Here is a 16,179-nt window from a genome sequence, read left to right as displayed (position 1 = left end):
CCATGACCGAGATTCAAAAATGACCGACATCCCGCATTTCCCCCTCTCCGCCGTGGTCGGCGCCGACGACTTGAAACTGGCGCTGTACCTGACCGCCATCGATCCGAAGATCGGCGGGGTACTCATCGAAGGCCCGCGCGGCATGGCCAAGTCGACCCTGGCCCGGGGCCTGGCCGATCTGCTCGCCAGTGGCCAGTTCGTCACCTTGCCGCTGGGCGCCACCGAAGAGCGTCTGGTCGGCACCCTCGATCTGGATGCCGCCCTGAGCGAAGGCCGCGCGCAGTTTTCTCCCGGTGTGCTGGCCAAGGCCGACGGTGGCGTGCTCTATGTCGATGAAGTCAATCTGCTGCCCGATCACCTCGTCGACCTGCTGCTCGACGTGGCCGCCAGCGGCACCAATCTGGTGGAGCGCGACGGCATTTCCCACCGTCACTCGGCGAAATTCGTGCTCATCGGCACCATGAACCCGGAAGAGGGCGAGCTGCGGCCTCAGTTGCTTGACCGTTTTGGCTTGAACGTCGCACTCGGCGGTCACACTGTTCCGGCCGAGCGAGGGCAGATCATCCGTCGCCGTCTGGATTTCGACAGCGATCCCCGAGGCTTTTGCGACGCGTGGGAGAGCGGGCAGCAAGCCTTGCGCGAGCGCTGCGAGAAGGCGCGCGGTGCACTGGCGAGCATTCCCCTCGATGATGCGGCACTGGCGCAGATTACCGAACACTGCTTCGCGGCCGGCGTCGATGGTCTGCGCGCGGATCTGGTCTGGCTGCGCGCGGCGCGGGCCCATGCGGCGTGGCGTGGGGCGAATGCCATTGCCGAGGAAGATATCGACGCGGTCGCGGAGTTTGCCTTGCGCCATCGCCGTCGTGAACAGCGGGCACAGGCACCACAGCAAAACCAGGCGACATCACCGCAAAATTCCAACCCAGGCGAAGGCCAGGGTCAGTGGGGCGAAATGCCCGCACAGGCGTTGCCGACCGGCGCCCGTCGAGAAGTACCCAGCTGGCCAAAAAAGCCCTAGGCATTCGCCCCCGATCCGACGCGGGGGCGAATGCCAGACCCCGAGCCGGACGCCTGGACCACGGCAAGCAGGGCAAGCGGCACAGCGCGCGCGACGGCTTGGTCAATTGGCCCGGAACCTTGCTCAACGGCCGGCCACGCCGACGTGCGGATTTGTTGTTCCAGCTGCGCACCCGCTCGCTCCATGAACTGTTGCTGGTGATTGTCGACGCGTCGGCTTCGACCCGTCGCCATCAGGCATTGAGCGATGCCAAAGGGCTGTTGGCGCAACTGTTCGACGATGCCTACCGCCAGCGCGCTCGCCTGGCCTTGCTGACCGCCAGTGGCGTGTCGCCCAAATGGCAGGTGCAGGGGCTGAAAGCCTCCAGCGGTTTGCGCCACTGGCTTGATGGGCTCGGGGCGGGTGGTGGCACGCCTTTATTGGCAGCGCTGGGTGAAGCGGGGCACTGGCTTGCAGCGCGGCGAATGCGCTTTGCGGCGGAGCAGCAGAGGGTGCTGGTGGTGACCGATGGCCGGTTGAAGGAGTGGGCAGCGTTACCTGCGCTTGACTGTCAGGGGCTGGTCATCGACATGGAGCGGGGGCCGATTCGCCTTGGGCGCAGCAGGGTGTTGGCCGCGCAGTTGCAGGCTGAGTACCGGCATATTGATGAGCTGTTGCCCAATTAAGGTTGTGTTGTCTTCAGTGGCGCCTTCGCGAGCAGGCTCGCTCCTACAGTTGGAATGCGTTTCCCTGTAGGAGCGAGCCTGCTCGCGATAGCGGATTTTCAGCCGCCATCAATGTTGGCTACTTACCCATCGCCTGCCGGTACTGCCGGGTCCGCCGGGCAATGTAGAACCGATCCAGAACCAACGCCAACAACGCCGACACCTGCGGCCGGGTCTTGCGGCCGCGACTCAGGCGCTGCAACTGAAACTTCACCACCGCCATGTTCGCCAGCGCCGCCAGGGGTTTGCGTTTCCAGCGTATCGGCGGCAGTTGCGGGTGGCTGTCCCGGCCTTCGCGCCAGTGCTTGACCAACTGCGGTTCAACCGCCAGCGCTGTGCCGATGCCAGCCATGGCGATGCCGCTGTCGAGTACCTGCTCGACGATGGCCAGGCGGCGAATCCCGCCCGTCACCATCACTGGCATGCGCGCGACGCTGGCCAGTTCCTTGGCCATGTCCAGAAAGTATGCCTCGCGGGCCAGGGTTCGGCCGTCCCGGGCTTCGCCCTGCATCGCCGGCGCTTCGTAGCTGCCACCGGAGAGTTCCAGCAGGTCGATCGGCTTTTCGTTAAGCCACTGGATCACTTGCCGGGCATCGTCGGCATCGAACCCGCCGCGTTGGAAGTCCGCCGAGTTGAGCTTCACCGCCACACAAAAGCCTGGCGACACGACCTTGCGTACCGCGTCGACCACCGCCAACAGCAAGCGCGCGCGGTTTTCCAGCGAGCCGCCCCAGTGGTCGCTGCGGCGATTGGTCAGCGGCGAGAGGAACTGGCTCAGCAGGTAACCATGGGCAGCATGAATCTGTACGCCGCTGAAACCGGCTTTTTCCGCCAGCGCGGCGCTGGTCGCGAAACGCTGGATCACCTCTTCGATGTCGGCCTCGCTCATGGGCTTGGGCTCGGCAAACATCTTCGAAAACGATCCCATGTCCAGGGCCACGGCGGAGGGCGCCAATGCCTGTTGGCCGAGGTTAGCCAGGGTCTGGCGCCCCGGATGATTGAGCTGCATCCAGACGTGCGCGCCACCGGCACGACCGATGCTGGCCCACTGGCGAAACCGTTCCAGGTGGCGTTCGTCTTCCAGCACCACACCGCCGGGGCCGGTCATGGCGCGGCGGTCGATCATCACGTTGCCGGTCAGCAGCAGTCCGGCTTCGCCTTCGGCCCAGGCTTGATACAAACGAAACAGCGCACGATCCGGCGCCTGCTGGCCGTCGGCGAGGTTCTCTTCCATCGCGGCTTTGGCGATGCGATTGCCGAGGGTCTGGCCGTTGGGCAGATGCAAGGATTGAAAGGGCGACATGCTTGACTCCTCATCAGTGATGAGTGGAGGCTAAGCTTGAAGCTAACTTTAATGTCAAGCAGGTATTTTCAAACCCAACGGGACGGGGATCGGATTGCGCATTAGCGTCCCGACCACCAGTGCAGCCAGCAGTCCCGTCAGTCCCGCCACCCACAGCAACAGGCTGAAGCCGCCAACAAAGGCCTGACGCGCCAGGGGCTCGACCAGCGGTTGTGCCGTCTGTGGCAATAGGTTCATCGCTGCGGCCATGTCACCGGCCACTACTCGGGACGCGATCCCGTGGGCTTGCTCCAGCCACTGCCCGCCCTGAGACATCAGGCTGTCATGCAGCAACCGTTCGCTATGACCGGCCAGCAGCGCGCCATACACACCGATCCCCAGCATGATTGCGCTAAAGCGCATGGTGGTGCTCATGCCCGACGCCATGCCGGTCCGATCGCGGGGGACACAGGCCATGATGTTTTTCTGCGTGTCGCCGTTGAGCAGTCCCGCACCGGCGCCGATGACGGCAATCGCCAGGGCGAATGACAGATAGCCACCTGCGCTGACCGCCCAGGCGCTGAGCAAGTTACCGCTGCCTACCAACGCCAGTCCGGCAGCCATCATGTTCGCCGGGCTCACGCGCCCGGCCAGACGTGCACCGATACGCGGGAAAATCAACATCGTGACAGCAAAGGGCAGCATGCCCAGTCCAGCGGCAATGGCACTTAACCCCAGACCGTTTTGCAGGTAGAACGGCAGCATCGTCATCATCACTTGAGCACAGGCGGCGTAGAAGAACATGCCAAGCAGGGCACCGATGAAGCGCGGGTGACGGAACAGCTGCAGGTCGATCATTGGCCGCCGTTGCAAGCGCTCGATCACCACAAACAACCCCAGCAGCAGGGCGCCTCCGAGCAGGCGCATCCAGGTCACGGAATTGCTCCAGCCAATGCGGTTGGCTTCGATCAGGCCCCAGATCAGGCACAGCAGGCTGGCACTGAAAGCCAGGCTTCCCCACGGGTCGAGTCGTGCGGCTTGCGTGTCGCGCGAATGCGGCACCGCGCGCCAGACCCTGTACATCAGGAACAGACCCACCGGCAGATTGAGATAGAAAATCCAGCGCCAGCCCACGTATTCAGTGATCAAACCACCCAGGGTTGGCGACGCCGTGGTCGCCACGCCCATGCAGCCGCCCCAGAACGCCCAGGCCTTGGCCCGTTCCACTTCATCGTGAAAGGTGTGGCCGATGGAGGCCAGCGCCGAGGTCAACAACAGCGCGGCGCCCACCCCCTTGATGGCCCGTGCGATATCCAGGAACACCGCATTCGGCGCGGCGCCGCAACCGACCGAAGCAAGGATGAAAATCCCCAGCCCCCACATCAGGGTGTTCTTGCGGCCAAAGCGGTCGGCCAGGCTGCCGGCGGGCAGCAGCAACGCGGCGAAGGCCAGCATGTAGGCGCTGACCACCCACTCGATATCCGCGAAATTCGCGCCCAGGTCCCGGGCGATGCTCGGCAAGGTAACGGCGACGATATTGGTGTCGAGCACGATCAGCGCACACACAGCGGACGCGGTGAGTAGGGTCTGACGCGGGCTCACACTGGGTTTGACGGACATGACAGGTGTTCTCTACTGTGAGGTTGCGTGCAGCTTATCGCCGGTAACCGGTGCCTTCGTTAGGCAGGCACTATCACTTCATTACCTTTGAGCTAATGCATCGAATGGACATTCGCCATTTCCGCTATTTCCTCGCCGTCGCCCGGCAGCGCAATTTCACCCGTGCCGCCGAGCAATTGGGGATCGCGCCGCCGACCCTGACCCGGCAGATCCAGGACATGGAAGCGGAACTGGGGGCGCGGTTGTTCCTGCGTCAGGCGCGGGATGTCAGCCTGACCGAAGCCGGCGCGGCGCTGGTGATCGAAGCCGATGCCACGGTGCGCCAGTTCGAGTCGGCACAGCGCAATGCACAACGCGCCGGTCGCGGCGAAATCGGGCATATCGAACTGGGCTACGTGGCTTCGGCGGTGTATTCGGGGGTGCTGCAAAAGCAGGTGCAGGGGTTTGCCGACCAGTACCCGGATGTCAGCCTCAACGTGCGGGAAAGCCCGATGGCCAGCCTGGCCAACATGATCCTCGAGGGGCGTTTCGATCTGGGCTACGTCCGTTGCCCGCTGGCCATGCCCGAAGGCATCGAGTCTGTGCGGCTGATGGCCGAGGGCTTCGTGCTGGCGTTGCCGGTGGATTCCTGGCTCAACCGTTTGCCGGCGATCAATTCGATACACCTGCAGAACGAAAACTTCATCCTTCCCGAACAGGTCATCGGCACCCTGCAGGTCGCCGCCCAGGGTGATTTTTCGCCGAAGCTGGGGGCACAGCCTGGAGGCCTGGTGGCGGTGATTGCCCTGGTGTCATTGGGGCAGGGCGTTGCGGTGGTGCCGGAGTCGGTGGTCGGGCATGTGAGTTTGCCGAATGTGGTGTATCGGCAGATTCAGGATTGCGAGGCGTCTTCGTGGTTGGCGTTGATTTATCGGCGGTTTGAGAAATCACCGGTGGTGAACAGGTATATCGAGCGGGTTAAAAAAGGCTAAGAGCTTCGCGAGCAGGCTCGCTCCCACAGGGGATTTGTGGGCGACACAGATCAACTGTAGGAGCGAGCCTGCTCGCGATGAGGGCCTGAAGAACAACCAGATTCTGAATCTTGCTACAGATCTTGAAATGATTTCCAGCTGTAGGAATTGTCCCTGTCACCTGTACGATTCAAGTCCTTTTCTCTTTCAGGACCCCCATGAGCACCCTCACGGAGCCCCCCAGTTACCCTTTCCCTTCGCGCCAACGCGCAGTCTTGATGTACGTGAAGCATCCGGTCTTCCGATTTCCGAACACCCCTGACATTGCACTCCCACGGCCTCTGCGCCGCGCCTTGCCGTGCCCGGCATTCTGAATTCACTTAAAGAGATCGAGACATTCATATGGAATGGTTAGCCGACCCCACCGCCTGGCTGGGCTTGTTGACGCTGATTGTGCTGGAACTGGTACTGGGTATCGACAACCTGGTGTTCATCGCCATCCTCGCCGACAAGTTGCCGCCGGAGCAGCGTGACCGTGCGCGAATCATTGGTTTGTCCCTGGCGTTGATCATGCGACTGGGCCTGCTGGCAAGTATTTCCTGGCTGGTGACGTTGACCCAGCCGCTGTTCGAGGTGTTCGACAAAAGCTTCTCCGGCCGTGACCTGATCATGTTGTTCGGTGGTGTGTTCCTGTTGTTCAAGGCCACCATGGAGTTGCACGAACGCCTGGAAGGGCATGTCGGCCAGCGTTCATCCAACACGACCTACGCGTTGTTCTGGCCGATCGTGGCGCAGATCGTGGTGCTCGATGCGGTGTTCTCCCTGGACGCGGTGATTACCGCCGTGGGCATGGTCGATGAGCTGGCGGTGATGATGATCGCGGTGATCATTTCCATCGGCCTGATGATTGTGGCCAGCAAGCCGCTGACCCGTTTCGTCAATGCGCACCCGACGGTGATCATGCTGTGCCTGGGCTTCTTGATGATGATCGGTTTTGCCCTGACCGCCGAAGGCCTGGGCTTCCACATTCCCAAAGGCTATCTGTATGCGGCCATCGGTTTCTCGATCCTGATTGAAGTGTTCAACCAGATCGCCCGGGCCCGCCGCAAGCGTTCGATGCAGGGCATGCGACCGCTGCGCGAGCGCACGGCCCACGCGGTCATGCGTCTGCTGGGCGGACGCAAACTGGCGGAGCAGGAGGTCGATGAAGAGATTGCCGACCTGCTCGACAACGGTGAGGCGCCGAGCGAAGAGCTGTTCGATCGCCGTGAACGGGTGATGATCAGCGGCGTGCTGCAACTGGCCGAACGGCCGATTCGTACCTTGATGACCGTGCGCGCCGATGTCGACCACATCGACTTGGCCGATGATGTCGAGACCATTCGTACGCGCTTGATGCACTCGTCCTACTCGCGCCTGCCGTTGATTCGTGACGGCGCGGTGGATGAGCCTTTGGGTTTCGTGCACAAGAAGGAGTTGCTCAAGGAGTTTTTGGCCGGCAACCAGCCCGACCTTGCCCAGATGGCGCGCCAGACCATCAACCTGCTGGACAGCTATTCGATCCTCAATGCCCTTGAGCAGATGCGCAAGGCGTCTACTCACATTGCCTTCGTGGTCAATGAGTTCGGCGATTTTGTCGGGGTGCTGACCATGACCGACATCCTCGAATCGATTGCCGGTGAGTTGCCGGACGCCAGCGAGATCGGAGGGCCGGACGTGGTCGAGGACAAGGGTGGATTTGTCGTCAGCGGTGCCTTGAACCTGGCGCGGGTGCGCCAGCGTACCGGGTTTGCCGCAGAGCCGACTGAGGACTACCAGACCCTCGCCGGATTGGTGGTGAGTTTGCTGGATCGGTTGCCGATGATTGGCGATAGCCATGAATGGGAGGGGTGGCACCTGACGGTCATGTCGGTTGAAGAGCGGCGGGTGACGCGGGTTTATCTGGCGCGTATTGGCGGGTGATTTTGTGTAGCGGCTGATGGCCCCATCGCGAGCAGGCTCGCTCCCACAGAGGATGTGTGTTCAATGCATATTCCCTGTGGGAGCGAGCCTGCTCGCGATGACGGCAGATCAGGCGACCGACAGTTCCTGATGAAACGTATACCGATCCTTGCCCGTATGCTTTGACTCATACAAGGCCGCATCCGCCTTGATCAAGGCCTGGTTCAAGGTGTCGTCGTCCAGCACCCGGGTCAGGCCGATGCTGACCGTCACCGGGTGTTGTCCGGAATACTCGCGCACCACCTGGCACAGTTGCGCGGCCAGCGCTTCGGCATCCTCGCGGCGCACGCCGGCCAGGTAAATCGCAAACTCCTCACCGCCCAGCCGCGCATATTCGTAGGGGCTCATCACGGCCTTGATGTTCTGGGCGATGCGCTTGAGCACTTCATCGCCGATGTCGTGGCCGTAGACGTCGTTGACCTTCTTGAAGTTGTCGATATCGATCATCGCCAGGTAGTGATCATGCTCACGGGGCAGGGCGTGCAATTGCTTGTCGGCGATGGTCATGAACGAGCGCCGGTTGGGAATCTCGGTGAGGGTGTCGATGTAGGCCTGGTCCAGCAGGAGCTTGGACATGATGAAGTTGTAGAGCTTGGCTTTGCGCAGTGCGAGGAAGCTGTAGATCGTCAGTGCACCGAGAAACCCGGTATAGCTGAGGGTCATTACACCCTTGAGATCAAGCAGGTCCAGCTCAGGGCTGTAAAACGGATTGAGCACCGCCCAGGTAATGACTTGCGCGGCGAAGAATGACCAGCGGCTAAGCGGCAGCATCGAGGCGCTGTACAGGGTGGTCGATGCCGCCAGTAACGACCAGGCGGCCTGATGCTTGACATCCACACCTTCGATCAGCAGGCGCGTGCCAATGGTGATCGTCGATACAAACAGTACGTTGAGCCAATGGAAATGCCGCGCCTGGCGGGTAAACAGCAAGAGGATGACCATGATCGCGAAGAGACTGAGGAACACCCACGAGCGCCAGGTGAAGCCCTGGCCACCAATGAAACTGATGATCAAGTCGTAGAAAAACCAGGCCGTGATGCTGACCAGATAGATCAGCACGCAAAACCTGTGCAGGCGTTCGTATTCATGCTGGATGAACTCGGCCTTGAGTTCCCGGGGCGCCGATTTTTTCAGCACTTCATCTTCAATGGTTCTGTACATCGCCGACCTTGCTGTTGTGTTGGTTGTCGAGAATCACCTTGGCCCAGGGCCGGTAACGCAGGGAAAACACCGCCGATGAATGACAGCCCGTCGAAGCGGTGGCCGGCGTCGTGGGCTCTGCGCGAAAGGCCTGCCCCTCGGCGCTGACCTGACGGAACGCCTCACGCACGATGCCGACGGAGCAGGGCAGTGCATCGGCGTAACCACTGCGCACCAGAGGCGGCAGGCGACCGGTGCCTGCACCGTCCTGCCACCAGACCTGGATGCCCTCGTTGGCCAATGTTGTCAGCCATTGGCTGTTGACCTGCGGTGCGAGCTTGCCGGCGCTGAAGGCGCTGACATGCAGGGGCGCATCCAGTTTGCCGGTCAGGTCCTTGAGTTGGCGCTGCAGGGTCTGGCGTCGATCCGCCGCTTGAAAATGCGCGTCATCCAGTTCCAGCGGCAAATACCAGCCGCTGACCGCAAGTTTCCATTCGGTGCGCAGGCGTTGTTGCTGCGCCAGCGAGCGCCCCAGCTGGGCCTGCCAATAGGTCGCCAGCCCGGCGCTGTCCAGTTCGTCGATGCGCTGGTAGTAGGCCGGGTCCATATACAGGCCCAGCACCAGGTTCAAACCTTGCTCCCGGGCCAGCTTCAGGCTGTTGGCCAGCCAGCCCTTGGCGCCGCCGAAGTCGGAATCGCCGTAGGCAGTCCATTGCACGATCAGCGTGTGGGTGCCGTTTCTCGCGGTGTCCTGCCAGATCCGTTGCCATTGCGCAGGGCTCAGGTTGGCATCGGCATTGAGCGGCTGATAGAAAATCCGCTCATCCGCCAGGGCGCCCGTGCAACTCAATATCAGGCACAAAACCAGTAGCAATCGCCTCATCAGAAATTCATCTCCACGCCCAGCAGCACGCCGTTGCCGCCTTCATACAGATTGCCTCCCAGCCATTGCTGATACTCGGTGCGAACCGTCAGGTGCGCGCGGTAGGCGTTGTAGATGTCGTCGTCGAACCACCATTGCCAGCGCAGGCCGATGCCCGTGCGCAGATCCTGGCGCCAGTCGTTGCTCGGGTCCTGGCTGGCAAATTCGAGAAAGCCGTACGGCATGACGGTTTGCGCGCTGTTGAACGGCAACTTCCACGCGTGCCCCTGCTGGAAGCGCGACAGCCATTGATGGTCGCCGGCCTTGGTCCACCACGCGGCATCGAGATAGAGAAAGCGTTCCTCCCAATCGCTTTCGTCCACGCGCCAGTCGTTGCGGAAGCGCCCCTGATCGAAAAATGACGCGGTGGAGCGCAGCAGATAATCCGTGGTGGTGTGCCCGTCCTTGCGGTGATTCTCGACCTGATCGGCCAGTTTTTCCGGAATCAGCATTTGCCCCAGGCTCAGGCGGTGGCTGTCGTCGTCATCGAACTGACTCTGCTTGTAGATCTCGCCGTAGAAATTGATGTTGGCCGTGCCCCAGGGCTTGTAGCGCAGGCCCATGCCGGTGCCGAGGGACTCGGCGTAGTTGTAGCGACCGACCCCGCCAAGCAACACGCGACCGTAGGCCGAGAGCGTACTGCCGGCGCGGCTGGGTTCATCACCCAGGGCGTGGTCCCACATCGCCAGTTGCACGTTTTGTGAACTCGAACGGCGCCGGGAACCGGTGGTGTCGTCGGGCAGCAGGAAGTCGTTGGTCGAGACCCCGGCGGGCGACCAGGTGCTGGCGATGGTGCGGGTGTCGCGGCGCGAGAGGGTTTCGTGGGCGCGGCGCTGGCGATAGCGCCGGGCTTCCATGCTGCCGTCCTCGTCGTCCGCCGCCACCGGGTTTTGTTCCAGGTCGATGACCCGGCGCAGTTCCTCGCGGGCCGCGGCGCTGTTTTCGGTTTCGTCGTAACGCAAGGCCAGGGTCTCGCCCAGGCGATAGTCCTCCGGAAAGTCCCGGGTCGCGCTTTGCAGATACGGGATGGCGCGGGCGCGTTCTTCGCGGGTTTCGCTACCGGCCAGGCGCATGCCGTAGTCGGCGCGATAGCGGGGGTTGTCCGGTTCGCGGCGCACGGCTTCGGCCAGCCAGGCCGTGCTTTGCGGCAGGTCGCCAGCCTTTTGCGCGGTGACCGAGGCAGCGTAGTAATGGCCGGCATCCGGTGATTGTTGCAGCGCGGAGCGCTGGCGTTGCAAGGCGAGGGCGTGATCACCCCGGGCATCGGCAATCGCCGCGCCCAGCGCCCACTCATTGGCGCCACGGCTGCGGCTTTGCTGCCAATAACGTTCGGCGGTCTCGGGGTCGCCTGCGTTGAGGGCGCTGCGGCTGGCCGTGAGTCGGGCGTTGTCGCTCAACTGCGACGCCGGGATGCTGCGCCAGATGGCCAGGGCGCCGGGGGAATCCCCGGCGGCTTCCAGTGCGTAGGCCAGCGGCAGGCGGCTGTCGCGGTCGCCGAGTTTTTCCGCAGTTCCGTAGTAAACCACCGCTTCGCCGGGACGATCCGGCATGGCGCAACGGCCCAACGCACGGTAATCGCCAGCGCTCTGCGGATGATCGCCGAGGGCTTGGCGCACCGCATCGCACTGGCCGTTTTCCGCCAGTTGTGCGAGCAATTGGCCACGGGTGGCGGGGTCGACACGATTGATCAGCGAGACCATGCGTTGCTGTTGTGCAGGCGTCAGCTTTTGAGACAGCAGCGACGAGGCATAGAGGGTGGCCAGCCGTTGCAACAGGGGTGCCGGCAGCTTGCCGTTGTGGCGGTCATAGGCGCTTTCGAGCAGTTTCTGCGCGTGTTCACGCTGGCCTGCATTCAACGCCAGATAGGTGGCCTGATCGAGCGAGCGAAGGTTGCCGGTCTGCCGGTAATGCTGCTCCCACAGGGATTGCGCCTGACTGTTGCGACCCAATGCCTGGACCAGTTCGGCCCGGCGCTTGACCACGTCGGCCGTCTGCGGCTGGCTGGCGAGCCAGGCCATGACCTTGTCGCTACGGCCTTCGGCCTGCCACACATCGACAAGTTGTGCTTGCCGGCGACTGTCCCACGGCTCGGGCAAGCGCGTGCCTTGCAGCAGTTCGGTAGCGTGCAGGCGCTCGGCGAGGATCAGCCAGGTCTGCGGGTCTTCGTCGGGCTTGCAGCCCTGCAATTGGCTGAGGGCGGCTTGTGGATCGCGCCGGGACAGCCAATCGACCGTCTCCAGGCAGGGGCGCTGCAACTGGTTGCTCAAGCGTTGCACGGTCGGCGTGTCGCCGGTTTGCCGTGCCAGTTCCCACAAGCGCTGGCTTTGGGCCGGATCGGCAAGGTCGGCCGGTGGCAGCGATTGCATCCAGCGTTGCGCCTGCTGTTGGTGGCCCATGGCAATCGCCCGGTCGACCATGGCCAGTCGCACTTTACGCGCCGCTTCCGGGCTGGGCGCCTGTTGCAACAAGTGCTGCAAGGGCTGCTCGTCCAGGCGCTGCACATAAGCGTTGGCCAGGCGTTCCCAGCCTTTCGCATCGAGCTGCTTATTGGCTGCAAGGGGCGCCAGTTCCTTGATCGTGCCATCCCAGTCACGCAGCTGTTCGGACCAGTTGGCCCGGGCCATCTGCAGGATTTTTGTATCGCCCTTGGGCGGCAGTTGCGCCAGCCAGTCGTGGGCCCGTTGCGCACCGCCGAACTTGGCCAGGCTCAGGCTGTAGGCCTGCCACAGGCGAATGCGCTGATTCAGATTGCTGCTGGCGATCCATTGCTCCACCTGGCTGCTGCCGGGCGGGTCCTGTTCGATCCAGGTCAGGCGCAGGTTGAGCAGGGCGTCGCTGTTTTGCGGGTTGTCCGGCAGTGCCTGAACCGCGTCCTTGTAGCGCCGCTGTTTGGCCAGGGCTTCCACCAGCAGGGCCCGTGCTTCGTCATTCTTCGGCACTTTTTCCAGCAGATGCCGCATCAAGCGCTCGACTTCGGCCCAGTTGCCTTTCTTCGCCTCGCGGTAGCTGCGGTCCATGTAGGGAAAGCTGCGGAACTGCTCGAAATCGCTCAGGGGTTCGGCCCGCACCCAAGTGGCGCTCAGGCTCAGCAACAGGCTGCCGAGGAGCAGGGCATGACGATGGCCGGACTTCATTCAACCTCCCGGGCAATGCTGAAGGCGGCTTGTTGTTCGGCGGCCTGTTCCGCCAGTGCCTGGTCGAGTACCTCTTGGGTGATGATGCCCCGGGAAATCAGGTGTTCGCCCAGGGACATGCGTTCGGCGTCAAAGTCGATCAAGGCCTGATTGAACAGCGATGGCGGGACCATCCCGCGCACTTGCAGCAAGTTGCCCAGCAGCACCTGATGGTGGCTGACGCGCTCAAGCAAGGCTTCATCGTCCTGATGGCGTTCGAGCACTTCGAGCATGTGATGCACGTCCGTACTTTGCCGAGCACTGGGGTACCAATAGCGAATGCCCAGGGTCACCCGACCTTGCGGGGCGAGGCGACAACGCACCGGACGCTTCAACTGCCGGCTGATCGCGCCCAGCGACACCTGGCTGACCGGTCCTTCGGAAGCCAGTACCAGGGTGCTGCCTTCTTCGGCGGCGGGCAGCACGCCGTAGTGGGTGGCGACCTTTCGCGGGACCGCGTCGATCAGGCGCGGGTCGAGCTTGAACGGGTTGAGCGGCGCCCATTCCATATCGAGTTGCTCGGCCAGGGTCTGCACCAGTTGCGTGGTATCGATATGCCCGCGCAACAACAGTTCGTGGCCCAGGCGCCGGCGCACCGGGTTGGTGATCGCCGCTTCCAGTTGTTCTTCGCTGAGCAGGCTTTTTTCCACCAGCCGATGACCCAGCGGTGTGCGCTGCGCCTGGGCCAGCGCGGGGAATTCGTGGGTGGTCTTGTCCCACGCCACGCGGCGCGAATCGCCCATTTCCATGACCTGGCGCAGTGCCCGCAGGTTGGCGAAAAAGTTGACGAAGTTGCTCCACATCATGCGTGGCGCCGACAGCAAGCCTTCGACGATTCCGTAATAGCGGGTGACGAACCAGCCGCGCTGGAACAAGCGATTGACCAGCATCAGGCCGTTGAGCCACAGCAGCGCCGTGAGCAGAGAACTGTCGGTGAGGATCGATGGGTAACGCCAGGCCTCGGGGAACACCAGGGTCACCAGCCACATCACCAGCAACACCAGGAACAGCAGGTTGACCAGGAAACTCAGCAAGTAGGCGATCAGGCCACGGCGGTCACGCCAGAGGAAATAGTTGAGCAGACCCTTGGGGCTCCAGCCGAGGTTCTTCGTGCCCTGGAACACGATGCCGACGATCCAGCGCGATTTCTGCCGGATCGCATGCTGCAAGTCGCGGGGAAAGTGCTCGCGCACGCAGATCACCTGGGAGAACGCGCGGTTCATGCCAAACACCCAGGGTTGCTCCAGCGCCAGCTTCGGGTCGCTCACCGAGTAGCGGGCGAAGATACATTTCATGCCCTTTTGCTTGAGGCGAAAGCCGATGTCGTAGTCCTCGGTCAGGCTCTGCACGTCGAAGGCAATGCCATCGCCGTCCTCGAGCAAGGCACTGACGGCCTTGCGGCTGAAGCAGGTGCCAACCCCGGCGCTGGGCACCTGGCCGGTCAGCGCCTCGCGAACGATGACGTCCTTGCCATGGTTCTCGGCGAACTCGTCGACGTAGTGCCCGGCAGTGAAACCTTTCCATTCCGGGGCATAGGGGTAGACCGGAATCTGGATCAGGTCCTTGCTGGGCAGCAGGTAGTTGAACAGGCGCAGTTCCATCGGCGAAATCACGTCTTCGGCATCGTGCAGGATGAACCCGGCGAACTGGATTTTCGCCTCGCTTTCAAAGCGCAGGATGGCGTCGATGATGTTGTTCAGGCAGTCGGCCTTGCTGGTGGGGCCGGGGCGGGCGCAGATCACCTTGTGCACGTTGGGGTAGTGCAGGCAGACCGCGTCGACGTCGGCCTGTGTCTGCGCATCGTTGGGGTAGGTGCCGACGAAAATCTGATAGTTCTCGTAGTCGAGGGTCGAGGCCGCCAGGCGGGCCATCTCGCCGACCACGCCGACTTCGTTCCACGCCGGCACCATGATCGCCAGCGGTTTTTCGCCGATGCTGTACAGGCGCTGCTCATCGGCGCGTTTGAATTTTTCATAGATGCGCCAGCGGCGGATCAGCTTGCGGGTCCAGTACACCAGGTCGATGAACAGGTCATCGAGTCCCAGTACAAACATCAGCAGTGCGAGGGTAATTGCCAGGTATTTGAGTCCGAACAGCACATAGGCGAAAAAATCCACCAGGCCGAAACTCATACCGCTTTACCCTTTGCCGCGCGTTGTTTGAGCCAGGTCGCCAGGCGGTTGGCGATGCGCTCGCTGGCATGGCCATCGCCGTAGGGGCAGTGCGGGCGGCTCATGCGCTGGAAGGTGGCGTCGTCGTCAAACAACAGGCTGGCCTGCTTGACGATGCGGTCGGTGTCGGTGCCCACCAGCAATACCGTCCCGCCTTCGAGCACCGATGGCCGCTCGGTCACGTCGCGCAGCACCAGCAGCGGTTTGCCAATGGCCGGCGCTTCTTCCTGGATGCCGCCGGAGTCGGTCACGATGAAATGCGCACGTCCCATCAGCCAGACGAAATGCTGGTAGTCCTGGGGGGCGATCAGATAGATGTTGGGTTTGCCCGACAGCACGCTGTACACCGCTTGCTGCACCTGCGGATTGAGGTGTACCGGGTAGACGAATTGCACATCGGGGTAACGGTCGGCAAGGGTGGCCAGGGCCAGGCAGATGTTGCGAAAGCCTCCGCCGAAGTTTTCCCGGCGATGCCCGGTGATCAGCACCATGCGGCGTTTGTCGTCGAGCACGGCCAGCGGCGAGTCGGCGGCGGGCTGCCAGCCGGTGGCCTGTTGGTGATTGCGCATCCAGAGCAGCGCGTCAATCACCGTGTTGCCGGTGACTTCGATATTGGCCTTGGGCACGCCCTCGTGCAGCAGGTTGTCTTCGTTCTTGGTGGTCGGGGCGAAATGCAGGTCGGCGATGACCCCGGTCAGGTGGCGATTGGCTTCCTCCGGCCAGGGCGCGCGCAAGTTGCCGGTGCGCAAGCCGGCTTCGACATGGCCGATGGGGATCTGGCGATTGAACGCGGCGAGGGCGGCGATGAAGCTGGTGGTCGTGTCGCCATGGACCAGCACGATATCCGGTCGCACGCGCATGTAGGTGCTGTCCAGGTGCTCCAGCAACTGTTCGGAGAGGCCGTTGAGGGTCTGGTCCTGGGTCATCACGTGCAGGTCTTCGTCGACCGTCAGCTCGAAGGAGTCGAGTACCTGCTTGAGCATCTCCCGGTGCTGGCCGGTCGAGCAGATGTTCAGTTCGATCCCGGGCCAGTTACGCAGGACCCGGGCCAGGGGTGCCATCTTGATGGCTTCCGGTCGTGTGCCGAACACCATCATGACTTTGAAGGACATGAATGCCTCCCGGTCCAGCTGGCGCGAAATACGTCGCAGCTGTTAAGACGCCTTATCACTTGGATATTGAATAAAGCAGCCGGACG

Annotated in this window: 11 protein-coding genes; 4 read left to right on the top strand and 7 right to left on the bottom strand. The window is 62.6% G+C overall.

The genetic code is table 11. The annotated features are described in order from the left end of the window. The first annotated feature begins 19 nt into the window (after nt 1-19). Together DKY63_RS06050 and DKY63_RS06045 are read left to right on the top strand one after the other, a co-directional pair. Nucleotides 20-1,018 carry an ATP-binding protein gene (locus DKY63_RS06050; protein ID WP_110963261.1) on the top strand — a complete coding sequence of 333 codons (999 nt, stop codon included), beginning with the start codon at nt 20-22 and terminating at the stop codon, nt 1,016-1,018. 53 nt (nt 1,019-1,071) lie between these two features. Next, the gene (locus DKY63_RS06045; RefSeq protein WP_110967857.1) at nt 1,072-1,683 is read left to right on the top strand and encodes a vWA domain-containing protein; all 612 of its coding nucleotides are present in this window, start codon (nt 1,072-1,074) and stop codon (nt 1,681-1,683) included. Nucleotides 1,684-1,801: 118 nt separating this feature from the next. Here the strand turns inward: DKY63_RS06045 and DKY63_RS06040 are convergent, their stop codons facing one another. Beyond that, nucleotides 1,802-3,025, bottom strand: a complete 1,224-nt coding sequence (locus DKY63_RS06040; protein WP_110963260.1) for an NADH:flavin oxidoreductase/NADH oxidase family protein — start codon at nt 3,023-3,025, stop codon at nt 1,802-1,804. A gap of 54 nt (nt 3,026-3,079) precedes the next feature. Then, the gene (locus tag DKY63_RS06035; RefSeq protein WP_110963259.1) at nt 3,080-4,624 is read right to left on the bottom strand and encodes an MFS transporter; all 1,545 of its coding nucleotides are present in this window, start codon (nt 4,622-4,624) and stop codon (nt 3,080-3,082) included. Nucleotides 4,625-4,728: 104 nt separating this feature from the next. On the opposite strand from DKY63_RS06035, the gene DKY63_RS06030 reads away from it, so the two are divergent. Together DKY63_RS06030 and DKY63_RS06025 are read left to right on the top strand one after the other, a co-directional pair. Then, nucleotides 4,729-5,595 (top strand): LysR family transcriptional regulator, encoded by an 867-nt coding sequence (locus DKY63_RS06030; protein ID WP_110963258.1) that lies wholly within the window; start codon nt 4,729-4,731, stop codon nt 5,593-5,595. Nucleotides 5,596-5,976: 381 nt separating this feature from the next. Further along, the gene (locus DKY63_RS06025; RefSeq protein ID WP_110963257.1) at nt 5,977-7,536 is read left to right on the top strand and encodes a TerC family protein; all 1,560 of its coding nucleotides are present in this window, start codon (nt 5,977-5,979) and stop codon (nt 7,534-7,536) included. A gap of 108 nt (nt 7,537-7,644) precedes the next feature. On the opposite strand, the gene DKY63_RS06020 is transcribed toward DKY63_RS06025, so the two are convergent. Genes DKY63_RS06020 through wecB form a run of 5 tightly spaced genes read right to left on the bottom strand, consistent with a single transcriptional unit; the run spans nt 7,645 to nt 16,093 of the window. Continuing rightward, nucleotides 7,645-8,736: a GGDEF domain-containing protein gene (locus DKY63_RS06020; RefSeq protein WP_110963256.1), complete on the bottom strand. Its 1,092-nt coding sequence runs from the start codon at nt 8,734-8,736 to the stop codon at nt 7,645-7,647. Then, on the bottom strand, nt 8,720-9,598 hold the full coding sequence (locus DKY63_RS06015; protein WP_110963255.1) for a DUF4434 family protein: 879 nt from the start codon (nt 9,596-9,598) through the stop codon (nt 8,720-8,722). The genes DKY63_RS06020 and DKY63_RS06015 overlap by 17 nt, the downstream gene beginning before the upstream one ends. Next, the gene (locus DKY63_RS06010) at nt 9,598-12,771 is read right to left on the bottom strand and encodes an NfrA family protein (RefSeq protein WP_110963254.1); all 3,174 of its coding nucleotides are present in this window, start codon (nt 12,769-12,771) and stop codon (nt 9,598-9,600) included. The genes DKY63_RS06015 and DKY63_RS06010 overlap by 1 nt, the downstream gene beginning before the upstream one ends. Beyond that, on the bottom strand, nt 12,768-14,942 hold the full coding sequence (gene nrfB / locus DKY63_RS06005; protein WP_110963253.1) for a cyclic di-3',5'-guanylate-activated glycosyltransferase NrfB: 2,175 nt from the start codon (nt 14,940-14,942) through the stop codon (nt 12,768-12,770). The genes DKY63_RS06010 and nrfB overlap by 4 nt, the downstream gene beginning before the upstream one ends. Continuing rightward, nucleotides 14,939-16,093, bottom strand: a complete 1,155-nt coding sequence (gene wecB / locus DKY63_RS06000; protein ID WP_110963252.1) for a non-hydrolyzing UDP-N-acetylglucosamine 2-epimerase — start codon at nt 16,091-16,093, stop codon at nt 14,939-14,941. The genes nrfB and wecB overlap by 4 nt, the downstream gene beginning before the upstream one ends. Nucleotides 16,094-16,179: the final 86 nt, after the last annotated feature.

Source organism: Pseudomonas putida (assembly GCF_003228315.1).
GTDB lineage: Bacteria > Pseudomonadota > Gammaproteobacteria > Pseudomonadales > Pseudomonadaceae > Aquipseudomonas > Aquipseudomonas putida_S.
Note: the sequence above shows the minus strand (reverse complement) of the source record. Positions and strands in the feature narration are given on the sequence as shown.

Coding starts and splice junctions, on each gene's coding strand:
- DKY63_RS06050 (WP_110963261.1), top strand. CDS start 20: ATGACCGACATCCCGCATTTCCCCCTCTCCGCCGTGGTCGGCGCCGAC.
- DKY63_RS06040 (WP_110963260.1), bottom strand. CDS start 3,025: ATGTCGCCCTTTCAATCCTTGCATCTGCCCAACGGCCAGACCCTCGGC.
- DKY63_RS06035 (WP_110963259.1), bottom strand. CDS start 4,624: ATGTCCGTCAAACCCAGTGTGAGCCCGCGTCAGACCCTACTCACCGCG.
- DKY63_RS06030 (WP_110963258.1), top strand. CDS start 4,729: ATGGACATTCGCCATTTCCGCTATTTCCTCGCCGTCGCCCGGCAGCGC.
- DKY63_RS06025 (WP_110963257.1), top strand. CDS start 5,977: ATGGAATGGTTAGCCGACCCCACCGCCTGGCTGGGCTTGTTGACGCTG.
- DKY63_RS06020 (WP_110963256.1), bottom strand. CDS start 8,736: ATGTACAGAACCATTGAAGATGAAGTGCTGAAAAAATCGGCGCCCCGG.
- DKY63_RS06015 (WP_110963255.1), bottom strand. CDS start 9,598: ATGAGGCGATTGCTACTGGTTTTGTGCCTGATATTGAGTTGCACGGGC.
- DKY63_RS06010 (WP_110963254.1), bottom strand. CDS start 12,771: ATGAAGTCCGGCCATCGTCATGCCCTGCTCCTCGGCAGCCTGTTGCTG.
- nrfB (WP_110963253.1), bottom strand. CDS start 14,942: ATGAGTTTCGGCCTGGTGGATTTTTTCGCCTATGTGCTGTTCGGACTC.
- wecB (WP_110963252.1), bottom strand. CDS start 16,093: ATGTCCTTCAAAGTCATGATGGTGTTCGGCACACGACCGGAAGCCATC.